Origin of the sequence: Pseudomonas sp. KBN12P06040 (genome assembly GCF_037574965.1) — a bacterium.
In the GTDB taxonomy this organism is placed as follows: Bacteria; Pseudomonadota; Gammaproteobacteria; order Pseudomonadales; family Pseudomonadaceae; genus Pseudomonas; species Pseudomonas aeruginosa.
This window is the reverse complement of record NZ_JBBELS010000001.1, coordinates 4,927,918-4,951,190: the sequence shown is the minus strand read 5'-3', so window position 1 is coordinate 4,951,190 and position 23,273 is coordinate 4,927,918. Positions and strand designations below refer to the sequence as shown.

Sequence of the window (23,273 nt, the reverse complement as noted above, 5' to 3'; positions counted from 1 at the left end):
CTTCCTGGCGTCATCGACGCCATGCTAGGGTTGCCCCTCGACCGTCGAGAGGGCCCGCCGATGCCCGCTTTGCCGTTGTCCCGCCGCGCCCTCGCCGCGCTGGCTCTGGTATTCGCCCTCCCTGCCCTGGCCGAAGACTGGCCCGACACCGACTGGCCCCGTGCCCAACAGCCCGCGGGGCCGGCGCTGGAGGCATTCGAGCGCTATGTCTTCGGCCGTCGCGACGATGTTCGTCGCAAAGGCATCCGCACCGACGCGGTAGTGGTGATCCGCGACGGTCGCCTGCTCTATGAGCGCTACGCCGGCCCGAGCCGTGCCGAGACCCCGCACCTTACCTGGTCGGTGAGCAAGAGCCTGCTCGCCACGCTGCTTGGCGTCGCCGAGGGCGAAGGGCGCTTCCAGCTCGACGACCCGGTGGCGCGCTACTACCCGCCGTTCGCCCGTCATCCCCAGGTGACGTTACGCCACCTGCTGAACTGGTCTTCCGGGCTGGACTGGCAGGAGGACTACGAGTTCGCGCCATTGAAATCCTCCGTGGTGGCGATGCTTTACACCCGTGGGCGTGACGACATGGCCGGCTTCGTCGCCGAGACCCCGCAGGCCCGGCCGCCGGGCCGGCGTTTCCGCTACTCCAGCGGCGACAGCAACGTGCTGGCGGCGGCCCTCCACGGCATGCTCGGCGCGGACTATGCCGAGTACCCCTGGCGCGCGCTGTTCGAGCCGCTGGGCATCCGTTCGGCGGTATGGGAGCGAGACGCCGCCGGCACGTTCGTCGGCTCGTCGTACGTCTACATGAGCGCCCGCGACCTGGCGCGCGTCGGCCTGCTGATGCAGCGCCACGGGCGCTGGCGCGAGCGGCAACTGCTGCCGCTGGCATGGGTCGAGTTCAACCTGACGCCCTTCGCCCGCTACCGGCCGAGCGCGGAAGAGGAGGGCGAGGCGGTGCCGGGCGGCCAGTGGTGGTTGAACCGTGCGGTGAAAGGCGCGCGGGCGCCCTGGCCGGACGTCGCCGAGACCGCCTTCGCCGCGCTCGGCCACTGGGGCCAGGCGCTCTACGTGCTGCCCGAGGAGAAGCTGGTGATCGTGCGCTACGCCGACGACCGCGACGGGCGTTTCCGTCACAACGAATTCCTGCGCCTGGCGCAGGCGGCGTTCGTCGGGGAGGCGCGGCCATGATCCGTCGCCATCCCTTGCTCTTCCTGTTCGTCCTGGGGCTGCTCGCCGCCCTCGCGTGGGCCTGGCAGAACCGCATCCACCTGGCGGCCTTTCCCGCCATCATCGGCGCCTACACGGCCAAGGAGTACTGCTCCTGCCGCTACGTGATGGGGAACTCCGCGGACTATTGCCGGGCCTATACCCAACAGTACGTGCCGATCAGCGGCTTCTTCGACGACGAAGCCCGCCGCCGGGTGACCGCCCGCGGCCTCGGCAGTACGCAGACGGCCGCCTGGCTGGGCCCGCGCGAGGGATGCCGGCTCATGCCCGAGGCGGACAGGCTGCCGGACTGACCGGCGGCGCATGTCGGGGCGCGGGGCGAGGGACGGCGCCGGCCCGAAGCCGGAGGTGGAATGCCTGTTGTATTGTGTGTCCTGTTGTTGCTCCTCAGCCCGCTGCTGTCGGCGGCGGAATGGCAACTGGAGCCGGATTACTCGCGGATCAGCTTCGTTTCCGTGAAACGCGCGAAGATGGCCGAGGTGCAGCGCTTCGACCGTCTCAGCGGCCAGATCGACAAGCAGGGCGTCGCGCGCATCGTGGTGCCGCTGGGCACCCTGGACAGCGGCCTGGCCCTGCGCGACGAGCGAATGAAGGACAACTTCTTCGAAACCTCGCGCTTCCCCGAGGCCACCGTGGAGAGCCGCCTGGACATGGCCGGCTTCGACGACCTGCGGGTCGGTCAGTCGCGGGTCGAGAAGCTCGACTTCACCCTCGACCTGCACGGCCAGCAGCGCCGCCTGAAGGCCGACGTGCTGGTCACCCGCCAGGGCGAAGGGCTGGTCCAGGTGGCGACCCTGGAGCCGGTGCTGCTGAAGCTGCTCGACTTCGACCTGGAAGAGAAGCTCAAGCCCTTGAAGGACATGGCCAATATTCCCTCGATCACTCCCGAGGTACCGGTGTTCGCCGTGCTGAACTTCCGCGAAGTGCCGCCGGAACAGTTCTGACGCGCCGGCGCAGGGCGGCGCGGGCCTTGGGTTCCACCCAGTGGAACCGCCTTCCGTTGTCCTTCGCCGCGCGCTGCGCTTAGCTGTGACCACGCCCGGCCGGCCTTGCGTCCGGGCCTCCCGCCAACAAGACCGGAGCGCAATCCGGCCAGAGGAGAGACGGCATGGCTCGACATCGACACATCGTGGCCTGGCTCGAGGAGGTCGCCGACGACCTGCGTAGCCTGCGCCAGGACATCCACGCCCATCCCGAACTGGGCTTCGAGGAGCGACGCACCGCCGCGCTGGTCGCCGAGTGCCTGCGCGGCTGGGGCTACGAAGTGCACGAAGGGATCGGCCGCACCGGCGTGGTCGGCGTCCTCCGCCAGGGCGACGGTACGCGGCGGCTCGGCCTGCGGGCGGACATGGATGCGCTGCCGATCGTCGAGGCCACGGGGCTCGGCTACAGCAGCTGCCACGGCGGGCGCATGCACGCCTGCGGCCACGACGGACACACCGCGATGCTGCTCGGCGCGGCACGCTACCTGGCGGCGACGCGGCGTTTCGACGGCACCCTGGTACTGATTTTCCAGCCCGCCGAGGAAGGCCAGGGCGGCGCCGAGGCGATGCTAGCCGACGGGCTGCTGGAGCGCTTTCCCTGCGATGCGCTGTTCGGCATGCACAACATGCCGGGACTGGAGGCCGGGCACCTGGGCTTCCGCGCGGGACCGATGATGGCTTCCCAGGACCTGCTGAGCGTCACCCTGGAGGGCGTCGGTGGCCACGGTTCGATGCCGCACTTGAGCGTCGATCCGCTGCTCGCCGCGTCGAGCGCGGTGATGGCCCTGCAGAGCGTGGTGGCGCGCAACGTCGATCCGCAGAAGGCCGCGGTGGTCACGGTCGGTGCATTGCAGGCCGGCGAGGCGGCCAACGTCATACCCCAGCGCGCCGTGCTGCGCCTGAGCCTGCGGGCGCTCGACGGCCAGGTGCGCGAGCAGGTGCTGCAGCGGGTTCGCCAGATCATCGAGTTGCAGGCCGCCAGCTATGGGTGCCAGGCCAGCATCGAGCACTACCCGGCCTATCCGGTGCTGGTCAACAGCGTCGAGGAAACCGAGTTCGCCCGCCAGGTCGGGGTCGAGCTGGCCGGCGCGGAGCAGGTCGACGGCGACACGCCGAAGCTGATGGGCAGCGAGGACTTCGCCTGGATGCTACAGCGCTGCCCCGGCAGCTACCTGTTCATCGGCAACGGCAGAGGACGGCCGATGGTGCACAACCCGGCCTATGACTTCAACGACGACATCCTGGTCCGGGGCGCGGCCTATTGGGGCGCGCTCGCCGAGACCTGGCTGGCCGCCCCCGCGGCGTCCGGCCTTCGACTGACTGCCGCCAATAACGGCGCGGCCTGAGTCGCGCCGGCATTCCCCCGGTTACCAGGAGATTCCCATGCACGCTTGCCCGAGCGGTACCTCGCGTACCCGCCAGGTGGCGGCTGCCGTGATCGGCAACGCCCTGGAGTGGTACGACTTCATCGTCTACGGCTTCCTTTCCAGCCTGATCGCCAGGCTGTTCTTCCCTTCCGGCGACGAGTACACCTCGCTGTTGATGGCCCTGGCCACCTTCGGTGTCGGTTTCTTCATGCGTCCGGTCGGTGGGGTCCTGCTCGGCCTGTATGCCGACCGCAGGGGACGCAAGGCGGCGATGCAACTGATCATCCTGCTGATGACGCTGTCCATCGCGATGATCGCCTTCGCCCCGACCTACGCGGCGATCGGCGTCGGCGCACCGTTGCTGATCGTGATCGCGCGAATGCTGCAGGGTTTCGCCACCGGCGGCGAGTACGCCAGCGCCACGGCTTTCCTGGTGGAAAGCGCGCCACCGCACCGGCGCGGTCTCTACGGTTCCTGGCAATTGTTCGGCCAGTGCCTGGCGGTGTTCGCCGGTGCGGGGATGGGCGCGCTGGTCACCCATTGCCTGGACGCCGAGGCCCTGGAGAGCTGGGGCTGGCGGGTGCCGTTCCTGTTCGGTCTGCTGATCGGTCCGGTGGGATTGTGGATCCGCCGCTACATGGGCGAGACCGAGGCCTTCCTCGAAGCCATCCGGGAGCCCGGCGAGCGCCAGGGGCTGCTCGGCGTGCTGCGCGAATACCGGCGCAGCGTGCTGGTGAGCATGGGCCTGACGGTGATCGGCACGGTGTCCTTCTACGTGGTGCTGGTGAATATGCCGACCTTCGCCCACAAGCAGTTGGGCCTGCCGCTGGACGAGGTGTTCATGGTGCAGATGGCTGCGGTGGCGCTGATGACCCTGGTAATCCCGTTGGCTGGGGGACTCTCCGACCGGGTCGGGCGGCGCCCGGTGCTGTTGGTCGCGACCCTGGCCTTCATGTTCATGGTCTATCCGCTGTTCGCTTGGGTCGCCGCGGCGCCGAGCCTGGGGCGCCTGCTGCTGATGCAACTGTTGCTGTGCACGGCGATCGGCGGCTTCTTCGGCCCGGCGCCGACCGCGGTGGCCGAGCAGTTTCCGGTGCGGGTGCGTTCCACCGGCCTGGCGGTGGCGTATAACCTGGCGGTGATGCTGTTCGGCGGTTTCGCTCCGTTCATCGTCACCTGGCTCACCGAGGTCGGCGGCTCGCCAGTGGCGCCGGCGTTCTACGTGCTCGGCGCGGCCTTCCTCGGGCTGCTCGCCACCCTCTATCTGCGGGAGGGCGCGACGCCCGCCCCGCGCCCCCGTGAACCGGCCCTGGGCAAGCCGGCAAGGAGTCTGTGAATGAGCGCCACCCGCCATCGAAGCGACGGCCACGAGGAAATCGTCGCGCTTGACGCGCTGCCGCTGTCCGCGGCGATCCGCCGACGCGAACTATCCTGCCGCGAGGTCATGCAGGCCTACCTGGCGCAGATCGAACGGTTCAACCCGCGGGTCAACGCCATCGTCTCGCTGCAGGCGGAAAGCCGTCTGCTCGCCCAGGCCGACGAGCGCGACCGGCAACTGGCGCGCGGCGAACGGCTGGGCTGGATGCACGGCATGCCGCAGGCGATCAAGGACCTCGCCGCCACCTCCGGCATTCCTACCACCCTGGGTTCGCCGCTGTTCGCCGGGCAGGTGCCGGAGCACGACGCAATCGTCGTCGAGCGGGTGAAGAGCAGCGGTGCGATCGTCATCGGCAAGACCAACGTACCGGAGTTCGGGCTCGGCTCGCAGACCTACAACCCGCTGTTCGGCACCACCCGCAATGCCTACGATCCGGCGCGGATCGCCGGCGGCAGCAGCGGTGGGGCGGCGGTGGCGCTGGCGCTGCGCATGCTGCCGGTGGCCGACGGCAGCGACATGATGGGTTCGCTGCGCAACCCCGCCGCCTACAACAACGTCTACGGCTTCCGCCCGTCCCAGGGACGGGTGCCGCACGGCCCGCAAGCGGAACTGTTCGTTCAGCAACTGGCCACCGAAGGCCCGATGGGGCGCAGCGTGGCCGACCTGGCCCGGCTGCTGGCCACCCAGGCCGGCTACGATCCGCGCTGTCCGCTGTCGTTGCGCGACGATCCGCGCAGGTTCGCCGACGACCTCGGGCGCGACTTCCGCGGAGCCCGGCTCGGCTGGCTCGGCGACTACGCCGGCTACCTGCCGATGGAGGAGGGCGTGCTGGAGCTTTGCGAAGCCGCGCTGGGCGATTTCGCCGAGCTGGGCTGCGACGTCGAGGCGTGCCTGCCGGACTATCCCCTGGAGCGCCTGTGGCGCACCTGGCTGGTCCATCGCCAGTGGCTGGTGCAGGGCTCGCTTGGCGAGCTTTACGCCGATCCCGCACGGCGCGTCCGACTCAAGCCGGAGGCGCAGTGGGAAGTGGAGTCCGGGCTCGGCCTCGGCGCCGCCGAGGTCTATCGCGCCTCGCTGGATCGCAGCGACTGGTATCGGGCGCTGGCGCGTCTGTTCGAACGTTACGATTTCCTCTTGCTGCCCAGCGCCCAGGTGTTTCCTTTCGATGCAGAAACGGCGTGGCCGCGGCAGGTCGCCGGGCGGCCGATGGACACCTATCACCGCTGGATGGAGGTGGTGATCGGCCCGACCCTGGCCGGTTTGCCGGCGATCAGCGTACCTATCGGCTTCGGCGCGGCGGGCCTGCCGATGGGATTGCAGATCATCGGCCCGGCGCAGGCCGACCTGGCGGTGCTGCAACTGGCCCATGCCCACGAGGGCCTGACCCGTTGGGTCAGCCGCCGTCCGCCGGCGATGCTCGAGGCTCCAGGGGGAATCGACTAGGCCGCGGAGCAATGCTGCCGTATTCGCAGATTCTTCCTACATGACCTGGGCCTGCATCTTGCTTTGCCATAACGGTCTGTCGACGGTGGAGGTGTCGTCATGCCGGAAAGAGAAGAGGCGGGAACCGTGCGTTCGGTGGAGCGGGCGCTGGCGATCCTCGATCTGCTGGGCCAGCACCAGGCGCTGGGGCTCGAGGAACTGCATTACCTGACTGAGCTGCCCAAGGCCACGGTGTCGCGGCTGCTGCATACCCTGCTGGAGCAGGGCTGGCTGTACCGCGGCTTGACCGACCGGCGCTACCGGCTGCGTTCCACCCGCCTCTACGGTGACGCCGCCGAGCGCTTCCGCTGCCAGGTGGTGGAGCGTTCCGCGCCGCTGCTGGTGGAGTTGAGCGAGCGCACCGGGCTGGTCGCCGATTTGTCGATTCTCGACGGCGACCGCCTGCTGGTGGCGGAAAGCTCGGTGCCCGGCGTCCTGCGCAAGCGCTACCCGGCCAACCGGCTGGTGGTCGGCCAGCACGCCAGCCTGTTCCATTCGGCCATGGGCAAGGCCTGCCTGGGCGAACTGGCAGACAGCGAGGTGCGCCGCCTGGCGCGCCAGCACCAGGTAGACGAGGACCTCTGGCTGCGCACCCGCGAGCAGGCCCACGGCCAGGGCTACGGCGAGCGTACCGAGGGACACTGGGAGTATCCGGTGCGCCTGCCGTTCCTGATCCGCGCGGTGGCCTTGCCGGTACGCGCCCAGGGTCGCCTGCTCGGCAGCGTGGCGCTGCACTGGCCGCGCGACCAGGATTGCGTCGAACGGGTGCGCCGCCGGCATCTGGGAACCCTGGCCGATACCGTCAGTCAGTTGCAGCACGCGCTCGACTGACGCGGGAGTTTGCCTGCTCCCAGGCGGCCGGTTTAAGGTGGCGCCGGACGCAAAGGGAACCCTCATGCACAAGTTGATCTGCCTCGGCCTGGCCCTCCTGGCCTTGCCGGTCCAGGCCGCCTGGTACCTGGACTACGAGTCGTCGCGACTCAGTTTCATCTCCACCAAGAACGCTACCCTTTCGGAAGTCGGCCGCTTCCTGGTCATGCACGGCAAGGTCGACGACAAGGGGCAGGCGCGCCTGCGCGTCGAGCTGGACTCGGTGAGCACCGACATCCCGCTGCGCGACGAACGCATCCGCGAGCATCTGTTCGAGACCAAGCGCTTCGCCGAGGCGGAGATCACCGCCCAGCTCGACCTGGCGCCGATCGTCGAGCTGGCCGACGGCGTGCAACTGGAAATGCGCCAGCCGGTGACCGTCAGCCTGCACGGCAAGCGCAAGAGCTACGCCAGCGACCTGTTGGTGACCCGCCTGGACGAGCATCGCTTCCAGGTGGTGACCCTGTCGCCGCTGGTGCTGGACGCCGCCGACTTCGACCTCGCCCCCGGCATCGAGACCCTGCGCAAGCTGGCCGGCGCCGGCAGCATCGGGCTCTCGGTGCCGGTCGGCGCCGTGCTGATCTTCACTTCGCGGTGAGCGGCCCGGTCTTTCCCTGGCGCAGCGACAACCGCTTCGCCCTGCTCAATGACGGCGTGCGGTTCTTCCCGCGCATGCTGCTGGCCATCGAGGCGGCGCAGCGGAGCATCGAGCTGGAGCTGTACCTGGTGGAAGACGGGCATTGCGCCGAACTGTTTCTCGTCGCCCTGCTGGATGCCCGCCGCCGGGGCGTCGCCGTGCGCTGCCTGTTCGACGGCTTCGGCTGCCTAGGCCTGGGCAGCGCCTGGATCCAGCGCCTGCGCGAGGCCGGCGGCGAACTGCGGCTGTACAACCCGCTGCGCTGGAAGCTGACTGGCGGCAATCTCTACCGCGACCATCGCAAGCTGCTGCTGGTGGACGGGCGCCTCGGTTATGTCGGCGGCGCCGGGATCACCGACGAATTCTGGGAACCGGTCAGCGACGTCAGCGCCTGGCGCGAGGTGATGGTCGAGATGGACGGCCCGGTGGTGGCGGACTGGGCGGCGCTGTTCGAGCGGCAATGGCTGGCCTGTCTCGAAGAGAAAGCCTGGAAGCCCCGCGAGGGCATGACCCTTACCCGCCTTCCGCCGCAGCCGGGGGCGGCCCGTGGGTTGGGCCGGGTGGCCTACGCCGACGCCCGCCAGCACCGCGACATCCTGCAATCGCTGGTCCGCGCGCTGAACGGCTCGCGCCGACGGATCTGGCTGGCGACGCCGTACTTCCTGCCGACCTGGAAGGTTCGCCGGGCCCTGCGCAAGGCCGCCCAGCGCGGCGTGGAGGTGCGCCTGCTGCTGGCCGGGCGGCTCACCGACCACGCCCCGGTGCGCTATGCCGGGCAGCGCTACTACCCGCGCCTGCTGCGCGCCGGCGTGCGCATCCACGAATACCAGCCGCGCTTCCTGCACCTGAAGATGGTCATGGTCGACGATTGGGTGAGCGTCGGCTCCTGCAACTTCGATCATTGGAATCTACGCTTCAACCTCGACGCCAATCTCGAGGCCCTCGACCCGGACTTCACCAATGAGGCGGCGGCGAGCCTGCTGGCGGACTTCGCCGACAGCCGCGAGGTGACCCTGGCGATGTGGCGCGCGCGACCCCTGTGGATGCGCCTGCACCAGCGCCTGTGGGGTTGGCTGGACCGGGTAGTGGTGAATTTCCTCGACCGCCGGCGCTAGGGCGCGGCCGTTCGTAGCCGCTGGCCGGCCCGGTGAAACTTGCCGGGGAGCTTGCGGGTCTACCCCGGACCGCCCATTACAATGACAAAGGAGAGATGCGTGGCAACGCCCGACTCCAAGGAACGTTTCATCGGACTGGAATGGTTGCGCTTCCTGCTCGGCCTGTACGTGGTGGTGTACCACACCCTGCATACCTATCCGAAAGAGCAGAAGTTTCCCGGTCTCGACGAACTGACCAGCCTGGGGTTCTTCGCCACCAGTACCTTCTTCGTGCTTTCCGGCTTCCTCCTGGCCCATGTCTACGCACGCAGCGGCCGGTTGCGCGAAAGCGCCCGCAGCTTCTGGACCAAGCGACTGTCCAATCTCTATCCGCTGCACCTGTTCTCCCTGCTGCTGTCGATCCTGGTGCTGCTGGCCCTCAGCCACCTGGGAATCGGTCCCGAGCTGGACAAGGCCACCCCGCGCTTCGTCATCTACGACACCAACGAAGTGCTCGGCCGCACCCACCCGGAACTCTTCCTGCACTGGATGAGCAACACCGAACTGTTCGTCAACAGCATCCTGCAGATCCTCCTGCTGCAGGCCTGGAATCCCTATTACCTGACCTTCAACGCGCCGTTGTGGTCGCTGTCGACGCTGATGTTCTTCTACCTGGCGTTTCCCTTCGTCGCCCCGCGGCTGATGCGCAGCCGGCACAAGTGGAAGGTGCTGGCGCTGGTCTGGCTGGTCTACCTGATCCCGCCGGCGCTGGTAGTGGCCAGCGAGAGCTACGGGATCCCCTGGACCGGCCTGCTGCACCGCAATCCGTTGCTGCGCCTGCCGGAATTCCTTGGCGGCATCCTGGCCTACGGGTTGTTCCGCGGCTACCGCGACCGCGGCATGGTGCCGGGACGTGGCCTGCTGGCCGCGCTGGTGGCGCTGGTGGTGGCGGCCTTCCTGGTGGCCGACTACCTGTTCACCCAGGGCGCCAAGCATTGGTACTTCCTGCTGCACAACGGCCTGCTGCTGCCGGCCCAGTTGCTGCTGGTGTGCCTTTGCGCGCTGCCCGCCGACCCGAAGAGCGCTTTCGTCCGCCACTGGTCGCCGCGCCTGGGGGCCGCCTCGCTGTCGCTGTTCGCCCTGCATGTGCCGATGTTCACCCTGTTCTCCCGTAGCGAGCGCCTTATCGCCGTGCCGGGGCGTTGTCTCGACGACTGGCGCGCCTGCACCGAGGCGGCGGCCGCGCTGCCATCGTCGCTGCTCTACTACCCGCTGTTCCTGGTCCTGCTGGTGGCGTTCTGCGTACTGTTCCAGGAGCGCGGCGTGGTGCCGGTGCGCAAGTGGCTGGTGCGCCGGCTGATGCCGACGCCGGCGCTGGCCAAGGTGCCGCGCCCGGCCTGAGGCCGTTCTCCCGGAGAACCGGACTTTCGACGGGTGGCAGGCCCGACCCGGCTGGTTATGCTGCGCGGATAACCATAAGAAGAGGGATGGAGCATGCTGCGCAGCCTGTCGCTGGCCCTGTCGATCGTCGCGAGCCTGGTCGGCTGCAGCACGCCCGGCGCGTTCTTCGGTGCGGTGGACGGACCGGCCTTCGTCGCCCATCCGAGCGCCGATGCCAGCCACGCCACCGTCTACCTCTACCGTCCGCGGAGCCAGTGGGCGGACGAGGAACTCGAGGCGCCGGGGATCTTCCTCAACAACGAACTGATCGGCAGCCTGCCGAGCAACGGCTACCTGGCGTTCGAGTTCGAGACCGGCAGCTACAAGCTGGAAATGCGCCGGCCGCTGGCGGGCAGCTTCTGGACCCTGTTCGCCGACGGTCCGATGGATTTCACCCGCATCGCCAGCTTCATGCTCGAGGCCAGGGCCGGCTCGGTCTACTACCTGCGCTACGACGAACTCAACCCGCCACCGAAGAGCGAGAACCCGGCGGGTGAGGGCGATGGCCCGCTGCAATTGGTGGCGGCCGATCTCGGCGCTGCGGAAATCGGCGCTACCCACCAGGTCCAGGAGCCCATGCAGTTCGCCGCCAGCGGCTACCGGAAACGCGTGCAGCGCTCGTTCTGGGAAGGCGTCGGGCGGGCCCTGGACAAGATCGGCATCTGAACCCGGCACGCGTGTAGTAACCGTCTATTACCCGCGTCCCCCTGCGGATTGGCTACCTTAGGTGCATCCCCGGTATGACCGGGCCCTGCCCGAAGGAGTGCGCGTGATGGCTGCGAAGAAGATCCTGATGCTGGTCGGCGACTATGCCGAAGACTACGAAACCATGGTCCCGTTCCAGGCCCTGCAGATGGTGGGCCACCAGGTGCATGCGGTGTGTCCGGACAAGCGGGCCGGGCAAAGCGTGCGCACCGCCATCCACGATTTCGAAGGCGACCAGACCTACAGTGAGAAGCCGGGCCACAACTTCACCCTCAATGCCGACTTTGCCCAGGCCCGCGCCGAGGATTACGATGCCCTGCTGATCCCCGGCGGCCGCGCCCCCGAATACCTGCGCCTGAACGAGCAGGTGCTGGCTCTGGTGCGTGCCTTCGACGCCGCGCGCAAGCCGATCGCCGCGGTCTGCCATGGCGCCCAGCTGCTGGCCGCCGCCGGCGTCCTGCAAGGGCGGGCGTGCAGCGCCTATCCGGCCTGCGCCCCGGAGGTGCGGCTGGCCGGCGGCGAGTACGTCGACATTCCGTCGGACCAGGCCCACGTCGACGGCCACCTGGTCACTGCGCCGGCCTGGCCGGCGCATCCGGCGTGGCTGGCGCGCTTCCTTGAGGTGCTCGGCACCCGTATCAGCCACTGAGACCCAGGAGACCCCCGCGCATGTGCGAACTCTATGTGAAAGCCGACCCGATCCTCTATGAATCGCGCTCGCGTTCCTTGCGCATCCGCGGGGTGGTGACCACCCTGCGCCTGGAGAACCAGTTCTGGGACATCCTCCGGGAAATCGCCGAAGGCGAGGGCCTGAGCACCAACCAGTTGATCACCAAGCTCTACGAGGAAGTGATGGACTATCGCGGCGAGGTGCTCAACTTCGCCTCCTTCCTGCGTGTCAGTTGCACCCGCTACCTGGCGCAGCGGCGCGAGAAGGTCGCCGAGCTGAGCCTGGTCGGCCAGCGCGCCCAGGCCTGAGGGGAGGGAAGACGCGACCGGGGTGAAACGTTTAGGCTGGTCGCACTTCCTCCCCGATCCGGCGTCGCCTCGTGAAATACTCCCTGCCCACCACGGCCACCGCGCCGTTCTGTCCCTCGGCGGTCAGCCACAGCGTGGCGGTGCCGGCCGACGCCTCGCCGCTGCGCAAGCTGGCGCTGTTCGTCGGCCCCGGCCTGCTGGTCTCGGTCGGCTACATGGACCCCGGCAACTGGGCCACCGCCATCGAGGCGGGCTCGCGCTTCGGCTACGCGCTGCTGTTCGTGGTGGTGCTGGCGAGCTTTTCCGGGATGCTCCTGCAAAGCCTCTGTTCGCGCCTGGGGATCGCCACCGGCCGCGACCTCGCGCAGCTCTCCCGGGAGCGCTATCGCCCTGGCGTGGCGCGTGGCCAATGGCTGCTGGCGGAACTGTCGATCGTCGCCACCGACCTTGCCGAGGTGCTCGGCGCGGCGCTGGCCTTCCACCTGCTGCTGGGCGTCTCGATTACCACCGGGGTGGTCCTCACCGCCTTCGATACCCTGATCGTGCTGGCCCTGCAGGGCGCCAACTTCCGCCGCCTGGAGGCCATAGTGCTGGGGCTGATCGCGACCATCGGCGCGTGTTTCTTCGTCGAACTGGTGCTGATCGGCCCCTACTGGCCGGATGTCGCCGCCGGCCTGCGGCCATCCTGGGACACCCTGAGCAGCCAGGAGCCGCTGTACCTGGCGATCGGCATCCTCGGCGCGACGGTGATGCCGCACAACCTCTACCTGCATTCGTCCGTGGTGCAGACCCGGGTCAGCGGCGACGACGCGGCGAGCAAACGCTCGGCGATCCGCTTTTCCCGGCTCGACACCATCGGCTCGCTGTCCCTGGCGCTGCTGGTCAATGCGGCGATCCTGATCCTCGCCGCCGCGGCTTTCCACGGCAGCGGCCACACCGAGGTGGTGGAGATCCAGGACGCCTACCACCTGCTCGACCCGCTGGTGGGCGGCGCCCTGGCCAGCTTCCTGTTCGGCTTCGCCCTGCTGGCGGCGGGGCAAAGCTCGACCTTCACCGGCACCATTGCCGGGCAGGTGGTGATGGAGGGTTTCCTCCGGGCGAAGATTCCCTGCTGGCAGCGGCGCCTGATCACCCGCGGCCTGGCCCTGGTGCCGGCCTTGATCGGCGTGCTCTGGCTGGGCGAAGGCGCGGTAGGCAAGCTGCTGGTGCTCAGCCAGGTGGTGCTCAGCCTGCAATTGCCGTTCGCCCTGTGGCCGCTGATTCGCTTCAGCAGCGACCGGAACCTGATGGGGGAGTTCGTCAACCCGCGCTGGGTCAGCGCGCTGGCCTGGTCGTTGTTCGGCCTGATCTCGGCGGCGAACCTGACCTTGCTGTATTTCTGGTTCGGCTGAACCAAGGCGCCTGCGGCGCTGCCAGTCCAGGCTCCGGCCAGTGGCCGTACGAAAAAGCCCGGCGCGGGGCCGGGCTTTTCCAGGGACGGAGCAGGCTTACTTGACCTCGACCGCCAGGCTTTCGGCGATCTTCTTCTGCCAGACCGCCGGGCCGGTGATGTGCACCGACTCGCCGTTGGTGTCAACCGCGACGGTGACCGGCATGTCCTTCACCTCGAACTCGTAGATCGCTTCCATGCCCAGTTCGGCGAAGGCCAGCACCTTGGACTTCTTGATTGCCTGGGCGACCAGGTAGGCGGCGCCGCCGACGGCCATCAGATATACCGCCTTGTTGTCCTTGATCGCCTCGATGGCGATGGGACCGCGCTCGGACTTGCCGATCATGCCCAGCAGGCCGGTCTGTTCGAGGATCTGGCGGGTGAACTTGTCCATCCGGGTGGCGGTGGTGGGACCGGCCGGGCCGACCACCTCGTCGCCGACCGGATCGACCGGGCCGACGTAATAGATGAAGCGGCCTTTCAGGTCCACCGGCAGCGTTTCGCCCTTGTTCAGCATGTCGACCATGCGCTTGTGCGCGGCGTCGCGGCCGGTGAGCATCTTGCCGTTGAGCAGCAGGGTCTCGCCCGGTTTCCAGCTTTGCACCTCTTCCGGGGTGATCTTGTCCAGGTCGACGCGGCGCGCGGACGGGCCGGCTTCCCAGACGATCTCCGGGTAGGCGTCGAGCGACGGCGCTTCCAGTTCGGCGGGGCCGGAGCCGTCGAGCACGAAGTGGGCGTGGCGGGTCGCGGCGCAGTTGGGGATCATGCACACCGGCAGCGAGGCGGCGTGGGTCGGGTAGTCCATGATCTTGACGTCGAGCACGGTGGTCAGGCCGCCCAGACCCTGGGCACCGATGCCCAGCTGGTTGACCTTCTCGAACAGCTCCAGGCGCAGTTCCTCGATGCGGTTCTGCGGGCCGCGGGCCTTCAGTTCGTGGATGTCGATCGGGTCCATGAGGACTTCCTTCGCCATCACTGCTGCTTTCTCCGCGGTGCCGCCGATGCCGATGCCGAGCATGCCCGGCGGGCACCAGCCGGCGCCCATGGTCGGTACGGTCTTCAGCACCCAGTCGACGATCGAGTCGGACGGGTTGAGCATGGCCATCTTCGACTTGTTCTCCGAGCCGCCGCCCTTGGCCGCGACATCGACTTCGACCTTGTCGCCGGGAACGATGGAGTAGTGGATCACCGCCGGCGTGTTGTCCTTGGTGTTCTTCCGCGCGCCGGCCGGGTCGGCCAGGATCGAGGCGCGCAGGACGTTCTCCGGCAGGTTGTAGGCGCGGCGCACGCCTTCGTTGATCATATCGTCGACGCTCATGGTAGCGCCGTCCCAGCGCACGTCCATGCCGACCCGGACGAACACCGTGACGATCCCGGTGTCCTGGCAGATCGGGCGGTGGCCGGTGGCGCACATGCGCGAGTTGATCAGGATCTGCGCCATGGAGTCGCGGGCAGCCGGCGATTCTTCGCGCAGGTAGGCCTCATGCATGGCCTGGATGAAATCGACCGGGTGGTAGTAGGAGATGAACTGCAGGGCATCGGCGACGCTCTGGATCAGGTCGTCTTGCTTGATCACGGCCATGGAGCACGGTCCTCTTCAGGCGGGTAATTCGGATGCGGGGCAGGGTCACGGAGCCGGCCGCAGCCGAGGAGCGCGCCGGTCAGGCACCGGCGCAAAAAAGGCGCGACAGTATAGCCGTTCCGGCGAGACGGGCGCACGCGCCGACGATCAGACCTTGGTCGGCCAGCCGGCTGGTCGGCCGATAAATCCGCGGTCCGCTAGCTGGCAGTTCGTTCGACTAGGCAACCCGCAGGGGGCAGGGTACATTGCGGCCAGGTGCCATTACGGGACGGAGCCCATGCGCACAGACAAGCCTCCTCTGAAACAGCGTGCGCTGCAAAAGCTCTTGCTCCGCCGGTTCGGCATGGCCGCAGGCACCTACCTGCTCGGCCTGGTCCTGCTCTGGCTGGCGCTACTCAGCGGCTTCTACCGCGCAGCGCCGACCACCGCGGCAGCCAGCACCACCCTGGTGGTGGCTTGCCAACTGGCCTTCCTCTGGCTGTTCGCCAGCGGTCGCAACCTGCGTTACGCCGATCCCAGCCTGACCGAGCCGCAGGTGCTGGTGGCGATCGCCTGGCTGACCTATTTCCTCTATCACGTCGACAGCCTGCGCGGCACCTTCATGGTGTTCTACGTGCTGGCCCTGCTGTTCGGCGTGTTCCAACTGCCGCCGCGGGTCTTCGCCCGCTGTGCGGCGCTGGCGTTCATCGCTTTTTCCGGCATCTACCTGGTAGAGGCCTTGCAGCAGCGTCTCGAGCTGCCGGGCCGGGCTGCATTGCAGGTGCTCGTGATGTTCATCGTAATGGTCTGGCTGAGCCTGTTCGCCAGCTACATACAGGCGATGCGGCAACGCATGCGCCAGCGCCGCTATGCCTTGCAGGCGCACCAGGACACGCTGCGCGGCATGATGCGCCAACTGGAAGACCTGGTGGCCACCGACGAACTCACCGGGCTGTTCAACCGCCGGCATTTCATGCGCCTGGCCAGTCGGGCGCTGGAAGACCTGCTGCCGAACCGGCAGCACGGCCTGGCGCTGATCGACCTCGATCACTTCAAGCGGATCAACGACCGCCACGGCCACGCCGCCGGCGATCGGGTCCTGCAGACCTTCGCCGCGGTGGCGCGTTCCTGTCTGCGCGATGGCGACGTCCTGGCCCGTTACGGCGGCGAGGAGTTCGTCCTGCTGCTGCCCCACGCCGACGCGGAACAGCTGGAAAGCTGTTGCGAACGCCTGCGCCTGGCGTTCGAACAGGCGGAACCGGTCGGGGTCACGGTGGATACCCTGAGCCTTTCGGTGGGCATGACCCTGCTGTATGCCGACGACGATCTCGACGAGGCCTTGCAGCGGGCCGACCAGGCGCTCTACCGTGCCAAGCGTGGCGGACGAAACCGCTGCGACGCCACCTGGGAGGTCACCAGTGCCTGACATACGGGTCGGCGAGCGACGCCTTGCCGTCGCCGCCGGCAGCAACCTGCTGGATGCGCTGCTCGCCGGCGGCATCGCCGTGCCCCATAGCTGCCGCGCCGGCAGTTGCCACGCCTGCCTGGTGCATTGCCTGCAGGGCGAGGTGGAAGACACCCTCCCGGAGGCGCTCGATCCGGTACGGCGCGAAGCGGGCTGGCGGCTGGCCTGTCAGTGCCGGGTGCTCGGCGACCTCATGTTGCAGCCTTTCGATCCTGAGCGCGACGGGCTGCCGGCCAGGGTCGTCGCCTGCCACTGGCTGGGCGATGTGCTGCGCCTGCGCCTGGAGCCGGAGCGGCCCTTGCGCTATCGCGCCGGGCAGCACCTGCTGCTGTGGAGCGACGATGGCGTGGCGCGTCCCTATTCGCTGGCCAGCCTGCCTCACGAGGACCCATGGCTGGAGTTCCACATCGACTGTAGCGCTCCCGGCGCGTTCTGCGACCGCGCCCGGCGCCTGGCGCCTGGCGCGCTCCTGCGTCTGGGCGAGTTGCGCGGCGGGGCGTTGCGCTACGAGCCGGACTGGCAGGAGCGACCGCTGTTGCTGATGGCCGCCGGCACCGGGCTGGCGCCGCTCTGGGGGATACTTCGCGAAGCCTTGCGCGCGGAACACCAGGCGCCGATCCAGCTGCTGCACCTGGCGCGCGACCACTACCTGGCGAGCGAGTTGGCGGAGTTGGCCGGGCGTCATCCGCAACTGCGCGTCAACCTGGTGTCGGCGGCGCAGTTGCCCTCTGCCTTGGCCGATCTCCGCCTTGTTCCGCGGCGCAGCATGGCCTTACTCTGCGGCCAACCCGTCAGCGTCGAACGCTTCGCCCGGCATCTCTACCTGGCCGGCGTACCGCGTAGCCAGACCCTGGCGGACCTGTTCCTGCCCCACGCCTGACGCGGCGCCGGTGGCGGTGCCTTGCAGTCATTGCCGCGGCCTTGCGCCGCATCCCTGGAGTGACGATGAGCGAGCTGATTCGGGTCGAACGCGAAACAGGGCTGCTGACCCTGCGCCTGGACCGCCAGGACAAGAAGAACGCGCTGACCCGCGCGATGTACAGCCGGATGGCCGAGGCGCTGCTGGAGGCGCAGGCCGATACGGCTGTGCGGGTAGTGCTGATCACTGGCGGCGATGCCTGCTTCACCAGCGGCAACGACATCCTCGACTTCCTCGAACAACCGCCATCCCTGCGCGACAGCCCGGTCGGCCGCTTCATGAGCGCCCTGCTGGAATTCCCCAAGCCGGTGATCGCCGCGGTGAACGGACCGGCGGTGGGTATCGGCACCACCCTGCTGCTGCATTGCGATCTGGTCTTCGTTGGTCGCAACGCGCGATTGAAGATGCCGTTCGTCAACCTCGGCCTGACACCGGAGTTCGGCTCGAGCCTGATCCTGCCGCGCATGCTCGGTCATGCCAGGGCTGCGGAATTGCTGATGCTTGGCCAGGACTTCAGCGGCGAGCAGGCGGCGGCCTGGGGCCTGGCCAATGCGGCGCTGGAGGATGGCGCCACGGTGCTGGAGCACGCCCGCGATGCGGCCCGGCGCTTCCTGCACCTGGCGCCCTCGGCGGTAGTGGAGAGCAAGCGCCTGATGAAAGCGCCGTTTATCGAGGAGCTTCGCCGGGTGATCGCCGAGGAAGGCGATATCTTCAGTACCCGACTGCGCTCGCCCGAGGCGATCGAGGCGCTCAGCGCCTTCATGCACCGGCGCCAGCCGGATTTCTCCAGGTTCGCCTGAGCACACCGCTGTTGGGCCAGCGGAGCGACGATCCGTAGGGCGGATAACGCCCCAGGCGTTATTCGCCGCGATGCGGCTGAAACGGCGGATAACCGCGTAGCGGTTATTCGCCCTACACCACGTTGAGTTAGCGGAGCGCCGGTCCGTAGGGCGGATAACGCCACGGGCGTTATCCGCCGCGACGTGCGCTTATACCAGCAGGTCGCCGACGTGCAGCACCTTCATGGTGTTGGTGCCGCCCTGGGCGGTGTAGCTGTCGCCCTTGGTCAGGATCACCCAGTCGCCCTTGGTCACCACGCCGCGCTTGAGCAACTCGTCGACCGCGGCCTGGCTGACCTTCTCCGCCGGCAGCGCCGCCGGGTCGAAGGGGATGGTTTCCACGCCGCGGAACATCGCCACGCGAGCCTGGGTCTCGCGGTGCGGGGAGTAGGCGTAGATCGGTACCGACGAGCGGATGCGCGACATGATCAGCGGGGTGAAGCCGCTTTCGGTCAGGCAGATGATCGCCTTGATCCCCGGGAAGTGGTTGGCCGTGTACATCGACGCCAGGGCGATGCTCTCGTCGCAGCGGTCGAAGGTCTGGCCGAGGCGGTGGCTGGATTTCTGGCTGGTCGGGTGCTTCTCGGCGCCCTGGCAGACGCGGGCCATGGCTTTCACCGCTTCCACCGGGTACTCGCCGGCGGCGCTTTCCGCCGAGAGCATCACCGCGTCGGTGTAGTCGAGCACGGCGTTGGCCACGTCGGAGACTTCCGCGCGGGTCGGCATCGGGCTGTGGATCATCGACTCCATCATCTGGGTCGCGGTGATCACCACTTTATTGTTGCGGCGAGCGTGCAGGATGATCTTCTTCTGGATGCCGACCAGCTCGGCATCGCCGATTTCCACGCCGAGGTCGCCACGGGCCACCATCACCGCGTCGCTGGCACGAATCAGGCCGTCGAGGGCGTCGTCGTCGGCGACCGCCTCGGCGCGCTCGATCTTGGCCACCAGCCAGGCCTTGCCTCCGGCCTCGGTGAGCAGGCGGCGGGCGTATTCCATGTCCTTGGCGTCGCGCGGGAAGGAAACGGCCACGTAGTCCAGGTCCATGTCCGCGGCCAGCTTGATGTCGGCCTTGTCCTTGTCGGTCAGCGCCGGCGCGGTGAGACCGCCGCCGCGGCGGTTGATGCCCTTGTGGTCGGACAGCGGGCCGCCGATCAGCACCCGGCAGCGCAGTTCGTCGGCGGCGACTTCCTCGACCACCATCACCACCCGGCCGTCGTCCAGCAGCAGTTCATCGCCGACCCCGCAGTCCTTCACCAGGTCCGGGTAGTCGATGCCGACCACTTCCTGGGTACCGGCGTCGCGGGCGTGGCTGGTGGAGAAGCGGAACTTGTCGCCGACCTGCAATTCGATGCGCTTGTTGGCGAACTTGGCGATGCGGATCTTCGGTCCTTGCAGGTCGCCGAGCAGGGCGACGAAGCGGCCGTGCTTGGCCGCCAGTTCGCGCACCAGCCTGGCGCGGGCGCGGTGTTCATCGGGGGTGCCGTGGGAGAAGTTGAGGCGGGCGACGTCGATCCCGGCCAGGATCAGTTGCTCCAGCACTTCCGGGGAATTGCTGGCTGGGCCGAGGGTGGCGACGATTTTGGTGCGGCGAACGGACATGCAAAGGACTCCTTGGATAACGCTGGCGTGCAGGCTACCACCGGCGAGGCTCGGCGGCGACTGCGGAGTCATACTATCTGCATCAGATGTCATTTGTCGGTTTGAGCACCAGCAGGTCGCATTCCACCTCCTCCAGGACGCGTTCGGCGGTTTGCCCGATCAGCGCGTTGTCCAGGTGCCCCCGGGCGACCGCGCCCATCAGCAGCAGGTCGATGTCGTTGGCCCGGACGAAGTCGGGGATCGCCTGCTCGGCATAGCCGGCCAGCAGGTGGCGGCGCTCCGCGGCGATCTCCGGGTAGGCTGCCAGCAGGTCGTCGAAGGCCTGGCGGTGACGTTCCTCATGTTGCAGCACGAAACGCTCGTAGCCGGCGAGCATTTCCGCGTCGAACAGCAGGCTGCGCGGCATCGCCGCGTGGGTATGCAGGTAGTCGGCGCGCAGCCCCAGGCTGGCTTCGAGCTGGCGGGCGGCGGCGATCAGCCGGTGATCGAGGGCGGCCGGCTTGTCGCTGGCATGCAGCGGGTCGAGCGCCGCGCACAGGCGCTGGCCGCGCCAGGCGTCGTGATGGACCAGCCAGAGCGGCTGCGGGCAGTGGCGGATCAATTGCCAGTCGCTGTTGCCCAGTAGCAGGCGGCGCAGCAGGTTGTGCTTGCGGGTGCTCTTGAGGACCAGGTCGGGCCGGGTTTCGCCGACCCGTTGCAGGACCATCCGGTCCAGCGGCTTGCCCCACTGGGCCTCGACCTGAGTGCGGATGCCGGCCTGCTGCAGCGGCATGGAAAGCTGCTCCAGCCAGGTGACCCGTTCGTCCAGGTAAAGGTCGCGGGCACGCTGCAGCGAGTGACTGTCGAAGAACAGCCCGCCGTCCAGCGCCGGGTTGAAGTCGCACAGCAGCAACTCGACGCTGGCGCCGCTGCGTTCGGCGATCCACTGGGCACGGGTAAGGGCCGGCTGTTCGTCGCTGCTCGGGTCGACGACCACCAGCAGGTTATGCAGGTTCATGGCAACGCTCCTGGCACTGGGCGGGAATGCCATTGCAGACCAGGCGCCGCGACGGGCGCTTGATCTGGGTCAGTCCGGCGGGGATCAGCGAGGTTGCACGTTGAGCGCCTGGTCGAGGTGCCGGCTGGCCTTGTTCGACAATTCGCCTTCAGGATAGTCGAGCAACTGGCGGCGCAGGTATTCGATGGCCTTGTCGCGGTTCGGGTGCGGGTTGTCCGGCGCCAGGTACATCAGGCCGAGCTGGTAGAGGGCCTTTTCCTTTATACCGGCAGGAATCGCCGGATCGTTGACCGCCAGCAGGTAGAGCTCGGCGGCTTCGTCGACGCGATCCTTGAGCACCGCGCGGCGCGACAGCAGGGTCATGTCCGGGTCGAGGCTGGTCTTGTAGAGGTCGAGGTTCTGCTGCGGCTTCCAGGTGGCGAGCAATTCGCGGGCGCTCTTCTGCACCGGCTCCCTGGCTCGCTGGCGCATCGCCAGCAGGCGCGCCTGGGCATGCTCGGCGGCGTGGGTGCCGGGGAACTCGCGGACCACGCGCTGGAAGTAGTCGGTGGCCTTGGCGTCGTCGCGCTGGTCGTTGTAGCGGCTCATGTAGATCAGGCCGATCTGGTACAGCGAGATACCGCGCACCTCGGCGCTGTAGCGGCTATTGTCGTAGCCGGTGAGGTAGAGCTTCTCCGCCTCGGCGCTCCTGTTGTCGCGGATCGCCATGGCGCTGTAGGTCAGCAGGTCGCCTTCCTCCTCGATGGCGGCGGTCATGCGGTTGCTCTTCATCTGCTTGTATTCGGCGACTTCGCCAGTGGTCACCTGGGCGACGAACAGCGGCGTGGTCGGCGAACAGGCGGCCAGCAGCGACAACAATGGGAGCAGGACGAGACGGCGGGCGAAGCGCATGGCATCTCCTTGGCGCCAGGGCGAGAGCCACCCCAGTCTAGTCAGGCCCTTCAGTCACGCCAATACGCGCCGATACAGTTCCCAACGGAGGATATGCCTATGCGAAGCTTGATCGTTGCCTGCCTGGCGCTGAGTGCCACCGGTTGTAACAGCTGGTCGCTGAACAGCGACCTGAACGGGGCCTACCGCGCCTACGACAAAGGCGATTGCGCACAGGTGATGCTCGACCTGTCGCGGGCCGAACGGCGGATTCGCGCGCGGCCCTACCTGCAGCCGGAAATCTCGCTGCTGCGCGGCCAGTGCCTGGAACGCCAGAGCCTGTTCGTCGACGCGGCGCAGACCTACCACTTCATCATCGCCCGTTACCCCACCAGCGAATATGCCTACCGTGCCAAGGCGCGGCTGGAGACCTTGCGCCAGCTGGGCCGGCTGAATGAGACGCCGGCCTCGGCCAGCGCCGTGCCGACCCGCCTGTAGGCGGCCGGGAGACTGGACGGGCGTTCAGGCTGACCGTCGGTCGCATGGGACCCCGGTCGATCCGGTAAGCTTCGTCCTGGATTTCACGGAGGAGGTTCGCATGCGTGCCCTGTGGTTCTGTGTCGCCCTGATGCCCGTGCTGGCACAGGCGGACATCTATCGCTGGACCGATGCCCAGGGCAAGGTACACTTCTCCGCCACGCCACCGGCCGGCGCGCAACGCGTCGAAGTCAGGCCGCAGGTGGTGGAACGTGACGCCGCGACCCGCCAGCGCGAGCAGCGCACCCAGGAGTATTTCGATGCTCGTCGCGAGGAACGCACCGCCGCCGCCGAACGTGCCGGCCAGCGCCAGGCTGCGCTGGCCGAGGAATGCGGGCGCTTGCGGCAACAGTTGTCCCAGCTCGAACGCGGCGGCCGCTTCTATCGGCAGGACGCCGGCGGCGGGCCGGTTTACCTGAGCGATGCCGAGCTGGACGCCATTCGTCGCGAACTGGCCTCGCGGGAGTCCGAACGCTGCCGCTGAGCTTGTTCCCCGAGCGCCGGCATCGTCATACTGGACTGCAAATCATAGCGAAATGCCATTATGGGTCTTCAACGACATATCCAGCGCCATCAGTTGCCCAGCTACCTGAAGGTGTTCAATCGCATCACCGACAAGCCGATGGGCTACATCGGCAACGTCTCCGAGGACGGCCTGCTGCTGATCAGCCAACTGCCGATGCTGGTCGGCGCGCGTTTCGAACTGCGCCTGAAGGTTCCGGGACTGGGCGGTCGCCCGCAATGCATCGATTTTTCCGCCGACTGCCGGTGGACCTGCGAGGACGTCACGCCCGGTCATTTCGATTCCGGCTTCCACCTGCTGGCGCCGCCCGCCGAATTCCTCGAACTGGTGGAGGCGCTGCGCCGCTACTTCAGCTTCCCCCGCCAGCCGCAGTCGGTCTGAT

At 68.0% G+C, this 23,273-nt stretch carries 24 protein-coding genes; 20 read left to right on the top strand and 4 right to left on the bottom strand.

Going from position 1 to position 23,273, the window contains the following annotated elements; genetic code table 11:
• Positions 1-60: 60 nt before the first annotated feature.
• The 14 genes from VQ067_RS23250 to VQ067_RS23185 all read left to right on the top strand — a co-directional run bounded on the left by VQ067_RS23250 (position 61) and on the right by VQ067_RS23185 (position 13,540).
• On the top strand, positions 61-1,176 hold the full coding sequence (locus VQ067_RS23250; RefSeq protein WP_033991151.1) for a serine hydrolase domain-containing protein: 1,116 nt from the start codon (positions 61-63) through the stop codon (positions 1,174-1,176).
• Entirely contained in the window at positions 1,173-1,508 is a 336-nt protein-coding gene (locus VQ067_RS23245) for a hypothetical protein (RefSeq protein ID WP_003093963.1), read from the top strand. The genes VQ067_RS23250 and VQ067_RS23245 overlap by 4 nt, the downstream gene beginning before the upstream one ends.
• Positions 1,509-1,568: 60 nt before the next feature.
• The gene (locus tag VQ067_RS23240; protein ID WP_003093959.1) at positions 1,569-2,159 is read left to right on the top strand and encodes a YceI family protein; all 591 of its coding nucleotides are present in this window, start codon (positions 1,569-1,571) and stop codon (positions 2,157-2,159) included.
• Between the two features lie 164 nt (positions 2,160-2,323).
• Positions 2,324-3,544 carry a M20 aminoacylase family protein gene (locus VQ067_RS23235; RefSeq protein WP_003101134.1) on the top strand — a complete coding sequence of 407 codons (1,221 nt, stop codon included), beginning with the start codon at positions 2,324-2,326 and terminating at the stop codon, positions 3,542-3,544.
• Positions 3,545-3,581: 37 nt separating this feature from the next.
• A complete protein-coding gene (locus VQ067_RS23230) occupies positions 3,582-4,901 on the top strand; it encodes a citrate-proton symporter (protein WP_003141238.1) in 1,320 nt (439 codons plus the stop codon).
• The gene (locus VQ067_RS23225; RefSeq protein WP_033991152.1) at positions 4,902-6,386 is read left to right on the top strand and encodes an amidase; all 1,485 of its coding nucleotides are present in this window, start codon (positions 4,902-4,904) and stop codon (positions 6,384-6,386) included.
• Positions 6,387-6,485: 99 nt separating this feature from the next.
• A complete protein-coding gene (locus VQ067_RS23220; RefSeq protein ID WP_003093951.1) occupies positions 6,486-7,256 on the top strand; it encodes an IclR family transcriptional regulator in 771 nt (256 codons plus the stop codon).
• Positions 7,257-7,320: 64 nt separating this feature from the next.
• Complete coding sequence (locus tag VQ067_RS23215; RefSeq protein WP_003093949.1) at positions 7,321-7,893, top strand: YceI family protein; 573 nt, start codon at positions 7,321-7,323, stop codon at positions 7,891-7,893.
• Positions 7,894-7,967: 74 nt separating this feature from the next.
• The gene (locus tag VQ067_RS23210) at positions 7,968-9,047 is read left to right on the top strand and encodes a phospholipase D-like domain-containing protein (protein WP_003120863.1); all 1,080 of its coding nucleotides are present in this window, start codon (positions 7,968-7,970) and stop codon (positions 9,045-9,047) included.
• A 99-nt stretch (positions 9,048-9,146) separates the two neighbouring features.
• The gene (locus VQ067_RS23205; protein ID WP_023092837.1) at positions 9,147-10,427 is read left to right on the top strand and encodes an acyltransferase family protein; all 1,281 of its coding nucleotides are present in this window, start codon (positions 9,147-9,149) and stop codon (positions 10,425-10,427) included.
• A gap of 93 nt (positions 10,428-10,520) precedes the next feature.
• Complete coding sequence (locus VQ067_RS23200) at positions 10,521-11,132, top strand: DUF2846 domain-containing protein (RefSeq protein ID WP_023092836.1); 612 nt, start codon at positions 10,521-10,523, stop codon at positions 11,130-11,132.
• A 103-nt stretch (positions 11,133-11,235) separates the two neighbouring features.
• Positions 11,236-11,820, top strand: a complete 585-nt coding sequence (locus tag VQ067_RS23195) for a DJ-1/PfpI family protein (protein ID WP_019485779.1) — start codon at positions 11,236-11,238, stop codon at positions 11,818-11,820.
• Between the two features lie 20 nt (positions 11,821-11,840).
• Positions 11,841-12,149, top strand: a complete 309-nt coding sequence (locus VQ067_RS23190) for a ribbon-helix-helix domain-containing protein (RefSeq protein ID WP_003093942.1) — start codon at positions 11,841-11,843, stop codon at positions 12,147-12,149.
• 83 nt (positions 12,150-12,232) lie between these two features.
• Complete coding sequence (locus VQ067_RS23185; protein WP_073651059.1) at positions 12,233-13,540, top strand: Nramp family divalent metal transporter; 1,308 nt, start codon at positions 12,233-12,235, stop codon at positions 13,538-13,540.
• Between the two features lie 96 nt (positions 13,541-13,636).
• On the opposite strand, the gene VQ067_RS23180 is transcribed toward VQ067_RS23185, so the two are convergent.
• Positions 13,637-15,160 carry a fumarate hydratase gene (locus tag VQ067_RS23180; RefSeq protein ID WP_003093938.1) on the bottom strand — a complete coding sequence of 508 codons (1,524 nt, stop codon included), beginning with the start codon at positions 15,158-15,160 and terminating at the stop codon, positions 13,637-13,639.
• Positions 15,161-15,437: 277 nt separating this feature from the next.
• Here VQ067_RS23180 and VQ067_RS23175 point away from each other — a divergent pair, with 277 nt between their 5' ends.
• The 3 genes from VQ067_RS23175 (at position 15,438) to VQ067_RS23165 (ending at position 18,323) form a co-directional block, all read left to right on the top strand.
• Positions 15,438-16,565 (top strand): GGDEF domain-containing protein, encoded by a 1,128-nt coding sequence (locus VQ067_RS23175; protein WP_003093937.1) that lies wholly within the window; start codon positions 15,438-15,440, stop codon positions 16,563-16,565.
• Complete coding sequence (locus tag VQ067_RS23170) at positions 16,558-17,484, top strand: iron-sulfur-binding ferredoxin reductase (RefSeq protein WP_033991153.1); 927 nt, start codon at positions 16,558-16,560, stop codon at positions 17,482-17,484. Before VQ067_RS23175 ends, VQ067_RS23170 begins: the two co-directional genes overlap by 8 nt.
• 65 nt (positions 17,485-17,549) lie before the next feature.
• Positions 17,550-18,323 (top strand): enoyl-CoA hydratase, encoded by a 774-nt coding sequence (locus VQ067_RS23165; protein WP_003110043.1) that lies wholly within the window; start codon positions 17,550-17,552, stop codon positions 18,321-18,323.
• 189 nt (positions 18,324-18,512) lie between these two features.
• Here VQ067_RS23165 and pyk read toward each other — a convergent pair whose 3' ends face one another.
• The 3 genes from pyk to VQ067_RS23150 all read right to left on the bottom strand — a co-directional run bounded on the left by pyk (position 18,513) and on the right by VQ067_RS23150 (position 21,852).
• Complete coding sequence (pyk, locus tag VQ067_RS23160) at positions 18,513-19,964, bottom strand: pyruvate kinase (RefSeq protein ID WP_003093930.1); 1,452 nt, start codon at positions 19,962-19,964, stop codon at positions 18,513-18,515.
• An 82-nt stretch (positions 19,965-20,046) separates the two neighbouring features.
• Positions 20,047-20,961 carry a universal stress protein gene (locus VQ067_RS23155; RefSeq protein WP_003093926.1) on the bottom strand — a complete coding sequence of 305 codons (915 nt, stop codon included), beginning with the start codon at positions 20,959-20,961 and terminating at the stop codon, positions 20,047-20,049.
• 84 nt (positions 20,962-21,045) lie between these two features.
• Positions 21,046-21,852, bottom strand: a complete 807-nt coding sequence (locus tag VQ067_RS23150; RefSeq protein ID WP_003093924.1) for a tetratricopeptide repeat protein — start codon at positions 21,850-21,852, stop codon at positions 21,046-21,048.
• Between the two features lie 93 nt (positions 21,853-21,945).
• Here VQ067_RS23150 and VQ067_RS23145 point away from each other — a divergent pair, with 93 nt between their 5' ends.
• The 3 genes from VQ067_RS23145 to VQ067_RS23135 all read left to right on the top strand — a co-directional run bounded on the left by VQ067_RS23145 (position 21,946) and on the right by VQ067_RS23135 (position 23,272).
• The gene (locus VQ067_RS23145) at positions 21,946-22,329 is read left to right on the top strand and encodes a tetratricopeptide repeat protein (RefSeq protein WP_003141224.1); all 384 of its coding nucleotides are present in this window, start codon (positions 21,946-21,948) and stop codon (positions 22,327-22,329) included.
• Between the two features lie 100 nt (positions 22,330-22,429).
• The gene (locus VQ067_RS23140) at positions 22,430-22,852 is read left to right on the top strand and encodes a DUF4124 domain-containing protein (RefSeq protein WP_003093901.1); all 423 of its coding nucleotides are present in this window, start codon (positions 22,430-22,432) and stop codon (positions 22,850-22,852) included.
• A gap of 60 nt (positions 22,853-22,912) precedes the next feature.
• Complete coding sequence (locus VQ067_RS23135; protein WP_003093898.1) at positions 22,913-23,272, top strand: PilZ domain-containing protein; 360 nt, start codon at positions 22,913-22,915, stop codon at positions 23,270-23,272.
• Position 23,273 lies beyond the last annotated feature (1 nt).